The sequence below is a fragment of the Gynuella sp. genome (assembly GCF_050297175.1).
Taxonomy (GTDB): domain Bacteria; phylum Pseudomonadota; class Gammaproteobacteria; order Pseudomonadales; family Natronospirillaceae; genus Gynuella.
This window is the reverse complement of the sequence record NZ_JBNKSF010000058.1, coordinates 34,100-53,564: the sequence shown is the minus strand read 5'-3', so window position 1 is coordinate 53,564 and position 19,465 is coordinate 34,100. Positions and strand designations below refer to the sequence as shown.

Annotated in this window: 19 protein-coding genes and 1 tRNA gene; 11 read left to right on the top strand and 9 right to left on the bottom strand. The window is 46.6% G+C overall.

Features of this window, described 5'->3' with window-relative positions:
• The coding region (locus ACQY6I_RS22205; RefSeq protein WP_428243732.1) for a transposase at positions 1-701 on the top strand (701 nt) is incomplete at its 5' end.
• A gap of 211 nt (positions 702-912) precedes the next feature.
• On the top strand, positions 913-1,632 hold the full coding sequence (locus tag ACQY6I_RS22200; RefSeq protein ID WP_428243731.1) for a YebC/PmpR family DNA-binding transcriptional regulator: 720 nt from the start codon (positions 913-915) through the stop codon (positions 1,630-1,632).
• Positions 1,633-1,971: 339 nt separating this feature from the next.
• Here ACQY6I_RS22200 and ACQY6I_RS22195 read toward each other — a convergent pair whose 3' ends face one another.
• Entirely contained in the window at positions 1,972-3,357 is a 1,386-nt protein-coding gene (locus tag ACQY6I_RS22195) for a formimidoylglutamate deiminase (RefSeq protein WP_428243730.1), read from the bottom strand.
• A 106-nt stretch (positions 3,358-3,463) separates the two neighbouring features.
• Between ACQY6I_RS22195 and hutC the strand changes: the two genes are divergently transcribed.
• The 6 genes from hutC (at position 3,464) to ACQY6I_RS22165 (ending at position 9,954) form a co-directional block, all read left to right on the top strand.
• Entirely contained in the window at positions 3,464-4,219 is a 756-nt protein-coding gene (gene hutC / locus ACQY6I_RS22190) for a histidine utilization repressor (RefSeq protein ID WP_428243729.1), read from the top strand.
• Between the two features lie 117 nt (positions 4,220-4,336).
• Positions 4,337-6,001, top strand: a complete 1,665-nt coding sequence (gene hutU, locus ACQY6I_RS22185) for a urocanate hydratase (protein WP_428243728.1) — start codon at positions 4,337-4,339, stop codon at positions 5,999-6,001.
• 29 nt (positions 6,002-6,030) lie between these two features.
• The gene (gene hutH, locus ACQY6I_RS22180; protein ID WP_428243727.1) at positions 6,031-7,581 is read left to right on the top strand and encodes a histidine ammonia-lyase; all 1,551 of its coding nucleotides are present in this window, start codon (positions 6,031-6,033) and stop codon (positions 7,579-7,581) included.
• 83 nt (positions 7,582-7,664) lie between these two features.
• Positions 7,665-8,873 carry an imidazolonepropionase gene (hutI, locus tag ACQY6I_RS22175; RefSeq protein WP_428243726.1) on the top strand — a complete coding sequence of 403 codons (1,209 nt, stop codon included), beginning with the start codon at positions 7,665-7,667 and terminating at the stop codon, positions 8,871-8,873.
• On the top strand, positions 8,870-9,688 hold the full coding sequence (gene hutG / locus ACQY6I_RS22170) for an N-formylglutamate deformylase (protein WP_428243725.1): 819 nt from the start codon (positions 8,870-8,872) through the stop codon (positions 9,686-9,688). The genes hutI and hutG overlap by 4 nt, the downstream gene beginning before the upstream one ends.
• Positions 9,689-9,744: 56 nt before the next feature.
• Complete coding sequence (locus ACQY6I_RS22165; RefSeq protein WP_428243724.1) at positions 9,745-9,954, top strand: DUF2970 domain-containing protein; 210 nt, start codon at positions 9,745-9,747, stop codon at positions 9,952-9,954.
• Between the two features lie 239 nt (positions 9,955-10,193).
• On the opposite strand, the gene ACQY6I_RS22160 is transcribed toward ACQY6I_RS22165, so the two are convergent.
• Positions 10,194-11,321: an alpha/beta fold hydrolase gene (locus ACQY6I_RS22160; protein ID WP_428243723.1), complete on the bottom strand. Its 1,128-nt coding sequence runs from the start codon at positions 11,319-11,321 to the stop codon at positions 10,194-10,196.
• Positions 11,322-11,576: 255 nt separating this feature from the next.
• Here ACQY6I_RS22160 and ACQY6I_RS22155 point away from each other — a divergent pair, with 255 nt between their 5' ends.
• Both ACQY6I_RS22155 and ACQY6I_RS22150 read left to right on the top strand, forming a co-directional pair.
• Entirely contained in the window at positions 11,577-13,244 is a 1,668-nt protein-coding gene (locus ACQY6I_RS22155; protein WP_428243722.1) for a nitrite/sulfite reductase, read from the top strand.
• The gene (locus tag ACQY6I_RS22150) at positions 13,225-13,731 is read left to right on the top strand and encodes a DUF934 domain-containing protein (protein ID WP_428243721.1); all 507 of its coding nucleotides are present in this window, start codon (positions 13,225-13,227) and stop codon (positions 13,729-13,731) included. Before ACQY6I_RS22155 ends, ACQY6I_RS22150 begins: the two co-directional genes overlap by 20 nt.
• Positions 13,732-13,741: 10 nt before the next feature.
• On the opposite strand, the gene ACQY6I_RS22145 is transcribed toward ACQY6I_RS22150, so the two are convergent.
• Genes ACQY6I_RS22145 through ACQY6I_RS22135 form a run of 3 tightly spaced genes read right to left on the bottom strand, consistent with a single transcriptional unit; the run spans position 13,742 to position 15,717 of the window.
• On the bottom strand, positions 13,742-14,629 hold the full coding sequence (locus ACQY6I_RS22145) for a DUF4097 family beta strand repeat-containing protein (RefSeq protein WP_428243720.1): 888 nt from the start codon (positions 14,627-14,629) through the stop codon (positions 13,742-13,744).
• A gap of 9 nt (positions 14,630-14,638) precedes the next feature.
• A complete protein-coding gene (locus ACQY6I_RS22140; RefSeq protein ID WP_428243719.1) occupies positions 14,639-15,166 on the bottom strand; it encodes a hypothetical protein in 528 nt (175 codons plus the stop codon).
• The gene (locus ACQY6I_RS22135; RefSeq protein WP_428243718.1) at positions 15,163-15,717 is read right to left on the bottom strand and encodes an RNA polymerase sigma factor; all 555 of its coding nucleotides are present in this window, start codon (positions 15,715-15,717) and stop codon (positions 15,163-15,165) included. Before ACQY6I_RS22135 ends, ACQY6I_RS22140 begins: the two co-directional genes overlap by 4 nt.
• Positions 15,718-15,861: 144 nt before the next feature.
• Here ACQY6I_RS22135 and ACQY6I_RS22130 point away from each other — a divergent pair, with 144 nt between their 5' ends.
• Positions 15,862-16,218, top strand: coding sequence for a hypothetical protein (locus ACQY6I_RS22130; RefSeq protein WP_428243717.1), 357 nt, complete (start codon positions 15,862-15,864; stop codon positions 16,216-16,218).
• Between the two features lie 87 nt (positions 16,219-16,305).
• On the opposite strand, the gene ACQY6I_RS22125 is transcribed toward ACQY6I_RS22130, so the two are convergent.
• The 4 genes from ACQY6I_RS22125 to pheT all read right to left on the bottom strand — a co-directional run bounded on the left by ACQY6I_RS22125 (position 16,306) and on the right by pheT (position 19,452).
• Positions 16,306-16,382: transfer RNA gene (locus tag ACQY6I_RS22125), tRNA-Pro, on the bottom strand.
• Between the two features lie 53 nt (positions 16,383-16,435).
• Positions 16,436-16,795, bottom strand: a complete 360-nt coding sequence (locus tag ACQY6I_RS22120) for a MerR family transcriptional regulator (RefSeq protein ID WP_428243716.1) — start codon at positions 16,793-16,795, stop codon at positions 16,436-16,438.
• Positions 16,773-17,075, bottom strand: coding sequence for an integration host factor subunit alpha (ihfA, locus tag ACQY6I_RS22115; protein ID WP_044617556.1), 303 nt, complete (start codon positions 17,073-17,075; stop codon positions 16,773-16,775). Before ihfA ends, ACQY6I_RS22120 begins: the two co-directional genes overlap by 23 nt.
• A 1-nt stretch (position 17,076) precedes the next feature.
• Positions 17,077-19,452, bottom strand: coding sequence for a phenylalanine--tRNA ligase subunit beta (gene pheT / locus ACQY6I_RS22110; protein ID WP_428243715.1), 2,376 nt, complete (start codon positions 19,450-19,452; stop codon positions 17,077-17,079).
• Positions 19,453-19,465: the final 13 nt, after the last annotated feature.

Below are 19,465 nucleotides of genomic sequence, written 5' to 3'. Positions count from 1 at the left end.
AAGAAGTCATTACCCGCTGGCACCGTCTCTACAAAGGTGTTCCCCTGAGTCAGCGTTACCTTAACGGTGATCGTTTCTCTCCGGCTGAAGAGAAAATGTTAATGACATTGGTCGAACAATGGCGTGAAACCTTAACATCCATCAGTCGTTTCATGGCGGTGTTGAATGAAGGTATTGCCCGGCGAGCCAATCAGGAAGATCAATGTACTGGCCGTTTTTGGGAAGGCCGGTTTAAATCCCAGGCGTTATTGGACGAAAAAGCCCTAATAGCCTGTATGGCCTATGTTGATCTGAACCCCATTCGTGCCAACATCGCATCCACGCCTGAAACCTCAGATCACACCTCGATTCAAAAACGTATCCAATCCATACAGACACACAATCAACAACCGAGTGAGCTTATGCCGTTGGGCGGCCACATGAAGCAGAATATGCCGGAAAGTTTACCTTTTCCGCTGGAGGACTATTTGGAGCTGGTGGATTGGACAGGGCGAGCTATACGGGAAGACAAACCCGGTTATATCGCAGCAGAGCAACCATCGATACTCGAACGTATCAATCTCTCAGACACACAATGGCATCGTCTCACCCGAAAATTTGAAAAACAGTTCAAATGTTTTGCCGGTCAGAAGTCATCGTTTGAAAAAATCAAAGACTGTTTCAGGTTGAATCGAATGCCGCCTAACTTGTTGGCAGGTTAATAATTAAACTCCATTATCAGCGCCAATTACTTATCAGTTGGCTGGTTCATATTGCCGAATCTAAATGCATAAGGGCTTTTCTGTCTCGAGTTTTATACAAACAATAGCTTTGCCTATTAGGTGGCTGTTTGCTTTCATGCCCTTTTCTCTTTTCATTATTCAACGCTTGTCAGTAAAATCGCGCCTTCTTTTTTTATGGAGCATCCACTGTATGGGTCGCGCGTATCAAAATCGCAAAGAGTCAATGGCAAAAACATCAGATATGAAGGCAAAGCTATACAGCCGCTATGGTCGGGAACTATATGTCTGTGCCAAGGCAGGGGGTATCGACCCCGCCGGAAACCTCGCACTTCGAAGCCTGATTGACCGAGCTAAGAAAGAACAAGTACCAGCACATGTCATCGAGAAGGCAATCGACAAGGCCAAAGGTGGTGGTGGTGAAGATTATTCATCTGCACGGTATGAGGGTTATGGCCCGGGCGGTTCAATGGCAATCATCGAATGTCTGACTGACAATCCCAACCGCACTTTTGGAGATGTTCGCCAAGCATTTACTAAAACCAAATGTAAGATCGGAACTCAGGGAAGCGTCAGCCACATGTTTGACCACTTGGCCATCTTTGTATTCAGTTATGAAGATGAAGAAGCAGCACTGGAAGCCCTGATGGAAGCTGATGTAGACGTTACCGATATCGAAAATGAAGAAGGCAAGCTCTCAGTATTTGCTCCCAACACAGAGTACTTCAAAGCCAAACAGGCCTTGCAGGATCTTATTCCTGATGTGGACTTTGAAGTGGATGAAATCCAGTTTGTGCCACAAACTTATACAACCATCAGCGGTGATGATGTGGCTTTGTTCGAAAGGTTTCTGGCCATTCTCAATGAACTGGATGATGTCCAGCAAGTTTATCACAATGTTGAAAATGCCTAAGTCACCATTTCTACAAATTACGGCAGCAAGGATATTCCTGTGCTGTCAATTTTCTGCTTAAGTCACTGACTTAATCTATCGCCATAAATCGAGAAACCATAATAACTTACAAAGTAGAATATCCACCGGTCAATAGCACCTTAAATGGACACCCACCTAAGCATGGACACCCACCTAACCAGCCATTTAAACCCATAATGCTTAAGATGGGTGTCCAACAGGTTCAGAGTACGTCTATTTCATACCCATCGAACCAGACAAAGAGACATTGATCTTCAAGTCAACGAACACAGACTCCCCCCTCACAAAAGTTGAAGAGTGCATCCGTACACGAAAAATCTAAAAAAAACGCCCCACCAATTCTCCAAACTGCAGTTTAATTTCCTCTTCCAGTTGATGCCGCCCATCTTGAATCCGACACTTACCGGCTACATACACATCACGAATAGGTGAATCATTCATGGCAAACAACCATCGATTCAAAAGATCCTCCGACCGGCTGCAACGCACAAAGGGCTGTCTCTCATCCCAAACCATGAAATCGGCCCGACTGCCAACACTCAATCCAAGCTGGACACCACAAGCCCGATTGCCGCCGGCCAATGCTCTCTGCAACAGGTGATCTCCCACCCGCGGTTCCGCCAATGACCATAGACGATTGCGTTTCTGCTGTTGCAAACGCTGACCATATTCAAACCACCGCAATTCCTCTTGCAGTGACGTACTGACATGACTGTCTGAACCGACTCCCCACAACCCACCAGCCTGCTCAAACTCAGTCGCCGGAAAAATGCCATCTCCCAGATTAGCCTCGGTAGTAGGGCAAACTCCCACTACCGCACCACTGCATGCCAGATCACTCACCTCCTGAGACGTCAGATGGGTTGCATGAATCAGACTCCAGCATGAATTGATCGGGAAACGTTCCAACAATAACTCTACTGGTCGCTTTCCACACCAGTTCAAACAATCATCAACTTCTTTTTGCTGTTCAGCGATATGAATATGTATCGGTTGGTTACTATGAAGCTGAGTCAGAACCTGATCGATTGCATCTAAAGAAACGGCCCGCAGGGAATGAAAACAAATACCCAACCGATGCAACAAATGCCCCTGCAACTGCAACTGATACTGCTGATACTGAACCAGATACTCCGATGTCGACTGTATAAATCGCTGCTGTTCACGGCTTGGTGGTTGCTCAGCAAAGCCACCGTATTGATACAACGCTGGCAGTAGCGTAAGGCCGATACCTATCTGATCCGCGGCCTTTATCAGGCACTCTCCCATCCGCGTACCTGACTCTCTTGATGGCCCTAATGAAGGGTGATGAAGGTAATGAAATTCGGCAACTTGCGAATAACCTCCTTTAAGTAGCTCGATATAAAGCCAACTGGCAATGACTTCCAAATCGCCATCAGAGACATTCGCTACCAGCCGATACATCGCTTCACGCCAGCTCCAGAAACTGTCCTGTGGCTGGATAGCCACCTCAGCCATGCCAGCCATCAGGCGCTGAAAAGCATGAGAGTGCAAGTTGGCCACGGTCGGCAACACCGGCCCAGACAAGACTGTCACCGGTTGGTCAAAGTGGGTGTCCACTATATGTGAAAGATGGGTGTCTGGTTGTAGGCGAGTAAATACACCGTCTTCCACTTCCATCAAAACGTGGTTGGCCCAGCCATCGGGCAGCAGAGCTCTAGGGGCAAAAAAATGATGAGACATAATCAACTCGTGTTTTTACAAAACAAAATTGTATATACAAGTTATGATTGTTTTAGACAAGTAACAAGCGCTACAATCTTTTTTTTCATGCCATCAGGAAGTGTCGGTGTCATCCTCCATCAATCCCTTGCTATACGATCTTTTTGCCGGTCTGCCAGACACCCCCCAACCGATCTACGCCAAAGTCAAACAGGCCATTCATCATAAAATCAGCAGCGGCCAATGGCAGCCACATCAACGTATTCCTTCTGAAGCGGAAATGGTGCAAGCGCTCGGCGTCAGTCGGATGACGGTTAATCGAGCACTCCGCGAGCTGACAGCCGAAGGCGTTTTGACCCGACAACAAGGCCTGGGCACCTTTGTAGCACAAAAAAAAGCACACTCCGCATTGTTTGAAGTACATAACATTGCAGAAGAAGTGGCATCTCGTGGTGGCACATATCACGCCGAACCTGTGCTACTGGAGAGAGGCCGTGCTAGTGTAGAAGAAGCCATGAGCCTGGGCGTCAGGACCGGACACGCCATTTTTCGTTCCCGGCTACTGCATTTTGAGAACGAACTGCCAATTCAGATTGAGGAACGAGTGGTTAATGCCGCACTAGCCCCCGAATATGATCAGCAGGATTTCACCCATATCACGCCTTACGCCTATCTTATGAAGGTAGCACCAATGAGCGAAGGAGAACATCTGGTGGAAGCCGTTCTGGGTACTGAACAGGAGTGTAGACAACTGCATATCGATCTGTCCGAACCTTGTTTGCAAATCCGCCGTCGCACATGGTGCGGAGAACAAATTGTCACCACTGCCCGGTTGCTGCACCCCGGCTCACGATTCCAGTTATTCGGTCATTTCGGACGTTAGCATTTCGGTACTAAATCTCGTTCCTAAAGAAAAAAGTCACTTGCGAACAACTATAAATCCATCTATGTTATTCAAACTTGTATATACATGACCATTCAAATACATGAGGACGTTAGCATGAATTCACGCCACCGCGATATTGAAATACGCGCCCCAAGAGGCACCCGCCTAAATACCAAGAGCTGGTTGACCGAGGCTCCTCTACGCATGCTGATGAATAACCTCGACCCGGAAGTGGCAGAAAATCCACAAGAATTGGTGGTTTACGGTGGAATCGGTCGAGCTGCACGCAATTGGGAATGTTTTGACCGGATAGTTGAAACCCTCAAAACCCTGGAAGCAGACGAAACCCTGCTGATACAGTCCGGCAAGCCAGTCGGCGTGTTCAAGACACATACCAACGCACCACGGGTTTTAATTGCCAATTCCAATCTGGTCCCACATTGGGCCAGCTGGGAACATTTCAACGAACTCGACGCCAAAGGGCTGGCAATGTATGGACAAATGACTGCTGGCTCATGGATTTACATCGGCAGCCAGGGCATTGTCCAAGGAACCTACGAAACTTTTGTCGAAGCCGGTCGTCAGCACTATCAGGGTAACCTGAATGGTCGTTGGATTCTGACTGCGGGTCTCGGTGGAATGGGAGGCGCCCAGCCGTTAGCTGCGACGCTCGCAGGTGCCAGCTCGCTGAACATCGAATGTCAACAAAGCCGGATCGATTTTCGCCTGCGCACCGGCTATCTGGACGAACAAGCCAACGACCTCGATGATGCGCTGAGCCGTATCCAACGCTACACCTCCGAAGGCCAAACCATTTCCATCGGCTTATGTGCAAATGCCGCCGAGATATTGCCAGAACTAGTGCGGCGCGGAATTCAGCCTGACATGGTGACGGATCAAACCTCAGCTCACGACCCGCTTAACGGCTACCTGCCCCTTGGTATGGATTGGGAGTCTTATCGCCTGGCAGCGCAACAAAACCCGACAGCTACCGTCAAAGCTGCCAAACAAGCCATGGCCCATCACGTAAAAGCCATGCTTGCTTTCAAACAGATGGGTGTCCCAACTTTCGACTACGGCAACAATATCCGCCAAATGGCATTTGAAGAGGGGGTCGAAAACGCATTCGACTTCCCCGGCTTTGTTCCAGCCTATATTCGTCCACTGTTCTGCCGGGGCATCGGTCCATTTCGTTGGGCAGCACTGTCCGGAGATCCAGAAGATATCTATAAAACTGATGCCAAAGTCAAAGCACTCATTGAAGACAATAGCCATCTGCATCACTGGCTTGATATGGCCCGCGAACGCATCCGCTTTCAGGGGCTACCAGCACGTATCTGCTGGGTGGGACTCGGCCAGCGAGCTAAACTGGGACTGGCATTCAATGAGATGGTCCGAAATGGCGAGCTATCTGCTCCAATTGTTATCGGTCGTGACCATCTCGATTCTGGCTCGGTTGCAAGTCCCAATCGGGAAACCGAGGCCATGCGTGATGGTTCAGACGCAGTATCAGACTGGCCGCTATTAAATGCATTATTAAATACCGCTTCCGGCGCCACGTGGGTGTCCCTTCATCACGGAGGTGGCGTAGGCATGGGGTTCTCCCAGCATGCTGGCGTGGTCATTGTCTGTGATGGCAGCCACGAAGCGGACGAGCGCATCGCCAGAGTACTGACCAATGACCCTGCCACTGGCGTCATGCGCCATGCTGATGCAGGCTATGACAGCGCCATTGCCTGTGCTCATTTACATGACCTCAAGCTGCCGATGATCCCTTAATTACCAGATGATTGTGAGAGAAACCGAACATGTACGAATTCACCTTAATGCCCGGACAACTCAGCCTTCCTCAGCTGCGCCAAATCAGTCGCCGCCGAATTAAACTCAGTCTGGCTGACAGCGCCAACACTGCCATTCAGGCCAGTACCGACCTGGTCGCAGAAGTCATATCTCAGGGCCGCACAGTCTACGGCATCAACACTGGGTTCGGTTTACTGGCGAACACCCGTATCGCAACAAAAGACCTGGAGCAACTTCAACGCAGCATTGTCCTGTCTCATGCAGCGGGAACTGGTAACCTCATGAATGACGATACCGTCAAACTGATTATGATCCTGAAAGCCAATAGTCTGGCGCGAGGGTTTTCCGGTATTCGATTGGAAGTCATTGAAGCTTTGTTGCAGCTGGTCAATCATGAAATCTATCCCTGTATTCCTCAAAAAGGCTCCGTGGGAGCTTCCGGTGACTTAGCACCTCTGGCACATATGAGCGCCGTGTTACTGGGCGAAAGTCACGCGCGGTATCGCGGCGAAATCATTTCAGGCAAAGAAGCCCTGAGAGTGGCAGGCCTGGAACCAATCATGCTGGCACCTAAAGAAGGGCTGGCACTGCTCAATGGTACTCAGGCGTCCACGGCTTTTGCGCTGGAAGGACTGTTTGAGGCAGAAGACCTGTTTGCCACTGCTGTAACCTGTGGCGCGATGTCTGTTGAGGCTGCGTTGGGCAGTCGCAAGCCATTCGATGAACGTATCCACCTCGCCCGAGGCCATGAAAGTCAAATTGATGTTGCCGCCAGTTACCGCCATCTGCTGAGTGATAACAGTGAAATCGGACTATCACATGCAGGCTGTGAAAAAGTTCAGGATCCCTATTCTTTACGCTGTCAGCCACAGGTCATGGGTGCCTGCCTGGAACAACTGCGTAATGCAGCCCGCACTTTATGCGTAGAGGCCAACGCAGTGTCTGACAACCCATTGGTATTTGTGGGTGAAGACGACATCATTTCCGGCGGCAATTTTCACGCTGAACCGGTAGCCATGGCAGCCGATAACATCGCCCTGGCATTGGCAGAAACAGGTGCTCTTTCGGAACGACGAATGGCGTTATTAATCGACAGCAACCTAAGCAAACTACCACCATTTCTGGTAGAAAATGGTGGCGTCAACTCCGGCTTCATGATTGCTCAAGTTACGGCTGCTGCGCTGGCAAGTGAAAACAAAACTTATGCTCACCCGGCTTCAATTGATAGTCTGCCGACATCCGCCAACCAGGAAGACCATGTTTCCATGGCAACATTCGCAGCCCGGCGCCTGAAAGATATGGCCGAAAATACCCGAGGCATCCTCGCTGTAGAATACCTTGCAGCCGCCCAGGGACTTGACTTCCGCGCCCCACTAAAAACCACTGAGCTGCTGGAACAAGCCAAAGCCATACTGCGGACAGAAGTCCCGTTCTATGATCGCGACCGTTACTTCGCTGCAGACATAGAACAAGCCACGGCACTGATTAAAGCAGCACGGCATAACAAACTGATGCCATCGCAACTACTGCCGAGTGTCCAGGACGATGCATACAACTAACGGGACACCCATATCACAATTAATGGGACACCCACTCTTTTTTGGGTTTTAAAAGACATACATTTCCAAAACAGGGGAACGCAATGCACTTCGACAGCCTGTGGCACAACTTCCATTTGGTCACGATGGAAAGTGGCCAATATCACCCTATTTATGATGCAGCCATTGCCGTCTGTGATGGCAGAATTGCCTGGATCGGTCCAGCGGCTGAATCGCCAAAAAGCCAGAGCGCAGAAATTTATGACCTGGGCGGCGGTTGGGTCAGTCCTGGTCTGATTGATTGCCATACCCACCTTGTGTTCGCAGGAAGCCGGGCCTCTGAATTTGAGCAACGTTTAAATGGTGTCAGTTACGAACAAATCGCTTATCAAGGAGGGGGCATAGTTGCTACGGTGAAAGCCACTCGTGGTGCCGCCATAGAAGAGCTGGTGTCCTCTGGAAATCGAAGACTGCAACATTTACTACAGGACGGAGTAACAACCGTTGAAATCAAGTCCGGTTATGGCCTGGATTTGAGTACGGAAAAAACCATGCTGAAAGCCGCCCGGCTTCTAGGGCAAACTCTGCCGGTACGGGTAGTCACTACATGCTTGGCAGCCCATGCACTGCCACCAGAATTTTCGCAGCAAGCCGATGAGTATATCGATTATTTGTGTACTGAAGTGTTGCCTGCCCTTGCAGCAGAACAGCTTGTTGATGCGGTGGACGGTTTTTGTGAAGGTATTGGTTTTTCTACAGCCCAGATCCAGCGCTACTTTGATGCAGCCAAATTGCTGGGTTTGCCAGTCAAACTGCATGCTGAGCAGCTATCATCACTTGGCGGCAGCCGACTGGCGGCAACCTATCGGGCATTGTCAGCGGATCACTTGGAATACGTTTGCGAAGATGACGTACGAGCCATGGCCAATGCAGGCACAGTAGCAGTTTTACTGCCAGGTGCATTCTATACTCTGAGAGAGCAACAGCAGCCAGCTATCGAGCTCTTCCGACACTACAGGGTCCCGATGGCTATAGCGACTGATTTGAATCCAGGCACATCCCCTGTCTTGTCTTTAAGGTTGATGATGAATATGGCCTGCACGTTATTTGATCTGACTCCAGAAGAAGCTTTGGCGGGTGTTACCATTCACGCTGCAAAAGCGTTAGGACTTTCCTCCTCAACAGGCACACTGGAAGTTGGCAAATCTGCCGACTTCGTCTGTTGGGATGTAGACAGCCCGGGAGAGCTGAGTTATTGGGTCGGAGGTCAGCTAATGAAACAGCACATTTATCAAGGGTCTCTCTCACGATGACACTACCTTACCCACCATTCCGATTTCATCCTGGTCGCACAGGCCTGTTGGTCAGCATCCCTCATTCAGGCCTGCAACTAACACCGGAAGTACAGATGGCTTTAACATCACAGGCGCAAAAGCTGCCGGACACTGACTGGTATCTGCCACAACTTTACGACTTCCTCAACGACCTTGGCGTGGGTGTCATTGAAGCCAACTATTCGCGCTATGTAATCGACTTAAACCGGCCCCTGGATGACCAGGCCCTATATAGCAGCAAAACCACTGGACTGTTTCCCTCCATTCTATTTGACGAGTCACCGGTTTTTGAAACAGGGCATGAGCCAGGAGAGACACTGAAGCAAGAATATAAAGATCTAATATGGAAACCCTATCACGCCAAAATTACTCAAGAACTATCGCACCTGAAAGCGCAATTTGGCCAGGCCATACTGTTTGATGCACACAGTATTGCCGCCAAAGTTCCGATGCTATTTGATGGCCGACTGCATGATTTTAACTGGGGTAGCAACGATGGTCGTTCATGTACAACGACACTCGCTGAAACGGTTACAGGCATAGTTAACACAAAGTATAGCCAAGTGCTCAACGGCCGTTTCAAGGGCGGCTATATTACCCGCGAATTTGGTCAACCTGCCGAAGGAATTCAGGCCATACAACTTGAACTCTCCCAGGACACCTATCTTGATCAGTCAGCACTGCATCAGGGAGAATACCGACTCTGTAGTATCCAGGCTCCTATTGTTCAACAACAGCTCTATCAAATAATTGAGAACCTGTTGAAACTATTACCAATAAAAAGTACTACTTGAGAGGCTATAGGTTTCTGCTTTAGGGTATCAGGTTTCAGACAGCAAATAGGCCAAGCATGAATGATAAAAATAACAAAGTCGGCTTTTGGGGAATGGCAGGTAGTATTTTAGCAGCAGCCTTCGGTGTACAGTCAGACAAAAACCGACAACGTGATTTCAACAAAGGCAATATCTGGGCATTTGTAATTGGAGGGGCGGTTTTTACGGTGATCTTTGTATTTCTAATCATCCTGGCCGTAAAGCTGTCTCTCAGCCAGGTGAATTAATCTTTTAACCGACGGTTGCCACCCAGAAAATTGCACCTGCGGCCAACGTTAACACTACCACAACGGTTACAATAGCATCTGCTTGAGAATCGGTTAATTTGCTTTTTGCCGCCATAATTGGTTCTCCTGTTATTTATTGTTGTTTTTTTAACTTAACCATTGTGGACTACCTTGCTATAGAGCTCAAGAAACCTATGGCAGACACCAAAAGGACCTGATTATCAGGTCCTTTTTTAAGCTTATTCTGCCAGGAACTTCAATGTTTCATTCAGAGCATTATCCCTGATTTCATCCGCTTCCATGAAGATTTCATGTTTCGATTGACTAAACAAAACTGACTCACAGGCCTTGGCTTTATCACAAAACTTTTCTTCATATTTTGGCAATACAACCTGATCGTTATTGCTGTACAACATTAGAATTGGCGTAGAGACTTTTCTGTATTTGAAAACAAATCCATAGCTCTTGGATATCACAGAGTACAGCCAGTTGACAGTTACCCCACCCAGTTTGAATTCAGGAGTACTTTCAAAGACGTCGTTTTTCATATCAAACCGCGCCTTGCTGGATGTCAATGTGTTACCTGCAAACTCAGACAGAGCATAGCCACTTTCTCCAGGAGCATATTCTTCGGCTTTACCCACCAACTTCAGCACAGCCATGAGAGAAACTGCAATTGGTGCTGGATATTTCCCGGTATTGGGCATCATCATGGGTGATGATAAAACGGCTTTATTAAATATGTCTGGTCGTTTTTCCATCAGCATCGCACCAATAGAAGCTCCCATGGACTGAGCCAACAGATACGTTTTCTCCATTGATAACTCACCAACGATTGAGTCAACAAACTGCTCTAGATCATCAACATAATAATCGTAGTCTTCGACATATCCCTTCTCGGGATCGTTCAGTATCCTCTCCGATCCCCCCTGCCCCCTGTGATCAATTAGAGCAATACTATAACCGTACTGATAGAGGTCATACGCCAACTCTGAGTATTTGTAAAATGGCTCTTTTCGACCAGGTACAATCACCACAATCCGATGATTACTATTAATAGTGGTATTCTGCATCAACCCATAATAAATATATAAGTCATTATGTTTTGAGTAGAAGTAATTGGTCTGTGTGTGTTTCAGAAAAAATGGATTTACTTTATTTGCCCAGTCTTCTTGATAATTATCATCTGATATAGCTAACCCTCTAATACTCAATAGAGAGGACATCACAGCAATCAGTGCTATCGATAAAAGTTTCAAGATCAGTTCTCCTTTGATTATAAAAATGATGAAATACCCAGTTTCCTTTCCTGTTTCGGGATACATAAAGAACCCGCCACCGCTGGTTTGAACAGCCTGCAACGACATACTGCCTGCTCACATATCACGATTGATGACAAAAATACTAACGAGCAAAATTGCATTGCAACAGGAATTGGGTCTGCAAACACTAGCACCAGTTACCAACGATTTCATTAATGGTTCATGATCATTCAGTCACCCGACAGCCTCCGATAAATAATGCCGCAAGGTTATTAATATATGAATAATTAATACTTGGTGGAATAAAGCCGCTACGGTATCCTGCGGCGCTCATCCTGGAGGAGTTTGGGTTAGCAAAATATGTATGTTTATGACCAGCATGACCACGCCATAATCAAGCAGCGGGTCCAGCAATTTCGCCATCAGACCGACCGGTTTTTAAACGGTGGACTGACAGAAGGAGAGTTCTTACCTCTGCGTTTGCAGAATGGTCTGTATGTTCAGCGTCATGCCCCTATGCTGCGTATTGCCATTCCCTACGGTATGTTGAATACCCGACAATTGCGAAAACTCGCAGATATCGCAGACAACTACGATAAAGGCTATGGCCACATCAGTACCCGCCAGAATATGCAATTAAACTGGCCTCAACTCGAACAAGTGCCCGATATTCTGGCAGAACTCGCTGACGTTGAAATGCATGCAGTACAAACCAGTGGCAACTGTATCCGCAATACCACCACTGATCAGTTTGCCGGCGTTGCTCGTGACGAACTCGATGACTCGCGGCCTTGGTGCGAGATTATTCGCCAATGGTCCACTTTTCACCCTGAGTATGCGTTTCTGCCACGGAAATTCAAAATCGCCGTTAACGCCAATACACATACTGACCGCGCGGCGATCAAGTTTCATGATATTGGTTTGCAGATCGTGAAAAATGACGCAGGTGAAATTGGTTTTGAAGTCTGGGTTGGTGGCGGACTGGGTCGCACCCCTGTCATTGCTGAATTAATCAATCCGTTTTTGCCCTGGCAGCACCTGCTATCCTATTTGGAATCAATTTTAAGGGTGTATAACCTGAATGGTCGTCGGGACAACAAATATAAGGCACGCATAAAAATCCTGGTCAAAGCCATGGGCATTGATGCGTTCCGGGAAAAAGTTGAGCAGGTTTGGAGCAGACTCAAGGACAGCGAAATTACACTAACCCAGACTGAAGTAGATCGAATAAAAGCTCACTTTACCGCACCTGCTTATAAGACATTTGCCGAACCGTCACTGCAACTGGCTAACCAGCTAGACCTGAACCCTGCCTTTAATGCCTGGTACGAGCACAACGTTACAGCTCACAGGAAAACCGGTTATGCCGCTGTTACCCTATCCTTGAAAAAGCTGGGCATTGCCCCTGGGGATATCAGTTCCGATCAAATGCGAAAACTTTCAGATCTGGCAGACAAATATTCGTTTTCAGAGCTACGTACCAGTCATCAGCAAAATATCATTCTGGCGGATGTGGAAGAACAACAACTGTTCGATCTTTGGCAAGAACTACTTCCGCTCGGCCTGGCGACTGCCAATATAGACACTTTAACTGACATGATCTGCTGCCCAGGTGGCGATTTCTGTGCTCTGGCCAACGCGAAATCCATTCCCATTGCCGAAGCTATTCAGGAGCGCTTTGAGGATATGGATTACATATACGATCTGGGCAACCTCGATTTGAATATTTCAGGCTGCATGAATGCCTGCGGACACCACCATATTGGCAACATTGGCATCCTTGGCGTCGACAAAAAAGGCGAGGAGTTTTATCAAGTGTCATTAGGAGGTAATTCTACCTCCGAGAGAGCTTCAATCGGTAAAATTCTCGGCCCATCATTTAAAGCCGACGAAATGCCTAGTGTGATTGAAAAAATTATCAACGTATATCTTGAGAACAGACAACCAGAAGAAAGTTTCTTCACAACTGTTCACAGAATCGGGCTGGATCCTTTCAAGGAGCGTGTATATGAACCCAAAGTTGCTTAACAAAGATTTACAGCTGGTTACTAATGGGTGGCAGATTTTCAGCGAAATCGAACCGGCTTTTGGCACTGAGTCCAAACAGATCATTATTCCAATCACATTATGGGATGAGTGCTCTGACCAGCTTTTGTCACAAAACAAAGAAGTAGGATTACTCATTCACAACGACACTGATGTCGCTAACTTAAGTAATCCAAAACCCGGGTACGCATTTATTGGCATAGAATTTCCCAAATTTATGGATGGCAGGGGTTTTTCAATCGCCAGATACCTAAGAGAAGATCTGGGCCTTGATTGCGATATCCGGGCAACTGGGGAAATTCTCGAAGATCAATTGCTATATCTGAAGCGCTGTGGATTTACCAGCTTTGAATTGAGTGAACGAGTCACCGCAGAAACCGTCACGACCTGTCTGAACAGCCTAACAGAGGCTTATCAGGCAGATGCTATTGAATCACGCCCACTATTCAGACGAATACAAATCGCCTGATAATCGAAGTCTACCGTTCATTGACAGAAATATCTCCTTGAACGGTAGACAACAGAATTCTCCCCACACCATTGCCAATATTATGGGAAAACTGCTTCGCAGTAAGGGACAGATCCGTCAACCCAGATTGAGGCAGATTGACTCTCACATTCGTGTTCGTTATGGCAGAAACTTTCAGCTGAGTATCCACCATGCCGGATAATTGCAGATGGATATTACCGCTGACCGTTTTGACAGATACATCCGGATAACCGACAAACTCCCCAGTCAAAGAAAGGTCACCCGAAACGGAAGAAATTGTCGCCGCCCCACCCTCTTGGAATGATAGATCTATATTTCCTGACACCGTTTTTAGCTGTATTGACTGAGAAGAGATATCCCCCATCAAATCACCACTAATGGATTCATATGACACATCGCCCTGTACTTGATGAAGCTTGGTGTCCGCATCAACCGTTTCGATAGACAATGACGCCGACGACAAATCAGAAACTGACAGATCACCACTGACAGTTTTGACAGTCACATCGCCATGTATCGAAGCAATATTAATGTCGCTGCTGACACCCTGAACCCGCAAACGACTACTATAAGGAATCATGATTACCAGATGAGTGGGCTGACCAAGTTTTTTGCCTTTTTCCACAGGCACTTCGATCAATGCTTCGGAAGCATCCACATCAAATGTGAAACTGTCCAGTGCCGCCCCTGACTCTGCTTTGACAGAAATTCTGGAACCATCCCAACCCGTTACTGCTACAGATCCCCTGTCGTTACGCACAGTTACCAACCCGGAAGAAACAAAATCTTTTTGATAACCGGCTACCTGATCAGCATAAGAAAATGAAGTAATACAGCCAGACCAAAGCAAAAGAAGAGAAATAAACGTCCTGACCATTAAAAATACCTAAAGACTCAGCATATCTGCTGTTTCGAGCAATCTATGCTTCTGTTCCAATGTTTCCTGCAATATTTCGTTTAAATCGTGATTATCAGGATCCTGTGCAAGAGCTGCGTAAATCTCATTAAGAGCCTGCTGAATAACCTCCATATTAGCTTCGACGACAGCACGAGCTTCCGGACTTACGTGCCGAAAACGATCAGTCAAATTAATCGGTGATATCAATTGTGATGTAACCGCCAGACCTCCACGATCTGCAGAGGCAATCTGACGGATGAGCGTGGTAGCATTAAATTGTCCCCATACAGTCACCCCCAAGGCCAAAAAAGCAAACGCAAAGGAAGCCGCTACCCCATAAAACAACCACCGAGTATTCTGTCTCCCCTCTTGCTGCATATCTGACGGAACAGGAGTCTGCAACTGTGACTGAATCCGATCCCACAGATAATCCGGAGGCTCTATAGACTCAGTTAGATTGGCAAGTTCCTTTTTTAACTTTTTTTCCGCTTCAAGATCGAAAATATCATCACTCATGCGGATAACCATTGTTTGAGTAATTTCTTGGCACGATGCAGCTGTGCTTTACTGGTACCAGTTGCAATCCCGAGACTTTCAGCAATGTATTCGTGACTGTGGCCTTCAATCTCATAAAGCACCAATACTGTCCTGGCACCATCTGGTAATCGTTGGATAGCTGACTCTATGTCCCTGACGTTGTCGAGGTCCACGTGATGAGCAGGAAAACTTTCATCCAGCTCAGCAGTATTACTTTCAAACGCATGCTTTTTCAGTCGCAAACGATCAAGTGCCAGATTGGTCGTCAATCGATATAACCAAGTACTAAACTTACTTTCTCCTCGAAATTGTTCGATTTTCCTCCATGCGAGTACAAACACCTCCTGGGTCAGTTCTTCAGCAAGCGCTCTAACGCCCATCAACCGCAGAGCCAAGGCAAATACTCTGCCCGACTCTCTCTTGTAAAGCAGCTCAAAAGCTTTCATATCACCCTGGCAAACACGGCCTAGAAGCTCCTGCTCTACTGTGTCAACTGCTTCCTTCAAAATATTTATCGCTTGCACTGTCATATTTCTTTGATTCTATCGAACATGACACTCTGACGAAACGAAATATAAATAGGTTTAAATGATTGCATTCAACAATTATTACTGTATATTTATACAAATACTGTATATACAAACAGCTTCGACTAAAAATCAGTGGAGTGTTTTATGAAAACCTCAGCAAAACGCCATACCGATATATTTCAGCAAGCCAGTCTTTTCCCAATGGAAGCAAATGAACAACATTGGCTGGAAAAATACAGAAAAGAAATCAAGGCAGCCCTCGATTATTCTTCACTATTATTGGTGTTTAACCCTAAAAGCGGCATTAGCACGATACAGCTATTAGGACTGGGAATTTTGCCCAAACAAGTCAGAGTCGTATATTGCGCACCTGAAAAAGTCTCCTCCTATGCTTGGCAAGCATTGGCAAATGACAATATAGGTTTTATTGTTTCCGAACAGGAAGGGATTTTTGAAAACAGACAGAGGGCTCAGTTGCAAAATTTTAAACTGGTCGCATGAACATAACAGGTAAGCACAAGCTTAAGCTACTGGCACCATTCTTAAAGACATAAAAAAGGACTCAATATGAGTCCTTTTTTATAAAATTGGTCGGGCATAGAGGATTTGAACCTCTGACCCTCGCCACCCCATGACGATGCGCTACCAGACTGCGCTAATGCCCGAAAGGCCGCTATCATACGATAACTATTTGAAAATACAAGCTTTTTACTATTTTTTAAATCGATTTCAAAACATCAAGTACTTGCTCAAGCTCATCGATCATTTCTTTAAGCATGAGCTTATGGCTATCATTAAAGCCCGATTCATTTTCACTAGACAGTTTTTGTCTCGCCCCACCAATGGTGTACCCATCCTCATATAACAGATGACGAATCTGACGCACCAAAACAACGTCTTCACGCTGATAATATCGACGATTGCCACGTCTTTTGACAGGGCTCAGCTGCGGAAACTCCTGCTCCCAATAACGCAGAACGTGAGGCTTGACTGCACACAGCTCACTGACTTCTCCGATCGTAAAATAACGCTTACCAGGAATTACTGGTAATTCGTCATTCTGGCTCGCTTCCAGCATAGGCTTCTACTTTAACCTTTAATTTTTGACCAGGTCGAAATGTCACCACTCTTCTTGCAGAAATAGGTATCTCTTCACCGGTTTTAGGGTTTCTTCCTGGCCTTTGGCGCTTGTCTCTCAGATCAAAATTACCAAAACCAGAAAGCTTAACCTGTTTATTTTCTATTAAAGAGTCCCTGATTTCCTCGAAGAACATCTCAACCATTTCCTTGGCTTCACGCTTATTCAAGCCAAGCTCTTCATAGAGCTTTTCCGCCATATCTGCTTTAGTAAGAGCCATATCAGCCCCTCAATTTTGCTTCAAACCGTTTTGATAGGATGTCTATAACAGCATTCATCCAGCCGTTAATCTCTTCGTCGTTAAGGGTGCGTGAAGGATGCTGCCAGGTCAAGCCTAACGCTACACTTTTTCTTTGTAGATCAATACCCTTACCTTTATAAACATCAAAGACGAACTTGTCTTTCAAATAGACTCCTGCTGCTTCATCAACAGCTTTTAGCAGCTCACCAACAGGTAAATCATCCCTTACGATCACCGCAATATCACGACTGGTTTCAGGATACCTGGATAATTCAGAAAATTCTGGGATGCGTGTACTATTAAAGAAGGACATGTCCAGCTCAAAGACAAATACACCCTTTTTCAATCCTAAAGTCTTACGAATACTTGGATGCACAAGCCCGAGATATCCAATGACCTGATCGTCATGACAACGAATAATGGCTGTTTGCCCTGGATGGAGAAATTCTATTCGACCCGGTTGAAATACAAATTGCTTTCCTGGAGCCAAAGCCAATACTGTCTCAACAATGGACTTAAGATCATAAAAATCCACTTCTTCACTGGCCAACCAGTTCTTTGGATATCGATCACCGTAAATCAAACCCGCCAGCTTTTGATTTTGCAGTAAACCATCATTGGTGTTAACGAAACTTAATCCTGTTTCAAACAGTCTGATACGTTCCTGTTGCCTGTTGATATTGTAGGAGAGCGTTTTGACAAGATTGGGAATCAACGAAGTCCGCATAACGGCCAGATCTTCAGATATAGGATTTGCCAAGGCTACCGGCTCAAGTTCTGGCTCAAACAAGGACTGAGTCTTTCTATCCAGAAAGCTGTATGTCACTATTTCTTGCATCCCCATTGAAACGAGGGAGTTTTTTATGACTCTGTGACTGACATCCGCTTCTTTTAAAGCAGGCATTTCAAGACCGGATACAGGATAGGTTACCGGAATATTATTATATCCGTGAACCCGGGCAATTTCTTCAATCAGATCTTCTGCAATCGTAATATCAAACCGAAAACTGGGAGCTTTCAAAGTTAACACCCGATCTTTTTTTTCAATCACCTCAATACCCAAGCCGATCAAAATCTGCTCAACCTGATCATCAGGCAACTGAATTCCCAGTACCTGTTCCACTTTCACCAAAGGTAAAATGATAAGGTCTTTATCCGGAAGAGATTCGATATTTTCAATCACAGAAACAGGACCGGCCTGCCCGCCACATATACTTACGAGCAATTCCGTGGCCCGCTCCATAGCCTGGAAACCGAGTTTGTAGTCAACGCCTCGTTCAAATCTATGAGATGCATCAGTGTGCAGGCCATATGAACGGGCCTTGCCCGCAATTCTTATAGGATCAAAAAAAGCGGCTTCCAGAAAAACATTTTGGGTAGCGGTAGTTACACCAGACTGCGCTCCTCCCATAACCCCAGCAATCGCCAGAGGACCGGAAGCATCTGCTATCAACAAGGTTCCTTCAGACAACTGAACTTTTGTCCCATCCAATAAAACAATCTCTTCACCTACCTTGGACTGCCTGACGATAATCCTGTCTTTAAGGACATCAAGATCAAAACCATGCATTGGCTGACCCAGTTCAAGCATAACGTAGTTAGTAACATCCACCACAGGATCAATAGTACGCACACCTGAACGTCGTAGACGCTCCTGCATCCATAATGGAGTTTCTGCAGCTACATTAACCCCCCTGACTACTCGCCCCAAGTAACGAGGACATCCATTCCAGTCCTCTACTACAATGGGGAACTCATCATCAATCTTGGGTTTCACCTGCTCAATTGCGGGCGAAGTCACCTTAACATTATTGAGCGCACCAACTTCTCTGGCCAAACCGGCAATACTCAAGCAATCTGCACGATTAGGAGTCAAGTCAACTTCGATGGAAATATCATCTAACCCTAATGCCTGCTTAACAGACTTTCCAAGCTCCAAAGACTCACTCAGCTCCATGATTCCATCATGGTTATCTGACAACTCCAGTTCTTTTTCAGAACATAACATGCCAAGAGACTCAACCTGACGCAGCTTGGCTTTCTTTATCTTAAAATCGCCCGGCAAGACCGCCCCGACCTTGGCAAAAGCGACTTTAATACCCGCTCTGGCGTTAGGAGCCCCACATACCACTTGAAACTGATCAACCCCATCTGTTACCTGACAAACTCTCAGTTTATCTGCATTAGGATGTTGTTCAGCGGACATAATTTGACCAACAACCACCCCTTCAAAACGACCTGCAACTGGCTCAAACCCATCTACTTCCAATCCAGCCATGGTAATTTGATCCATCAGTTCCTGTGAACTCAACTCAGGGTTCACCCACTCACGCAGCCACTTTTCACTAAATTTCATACTGTTTCCTATT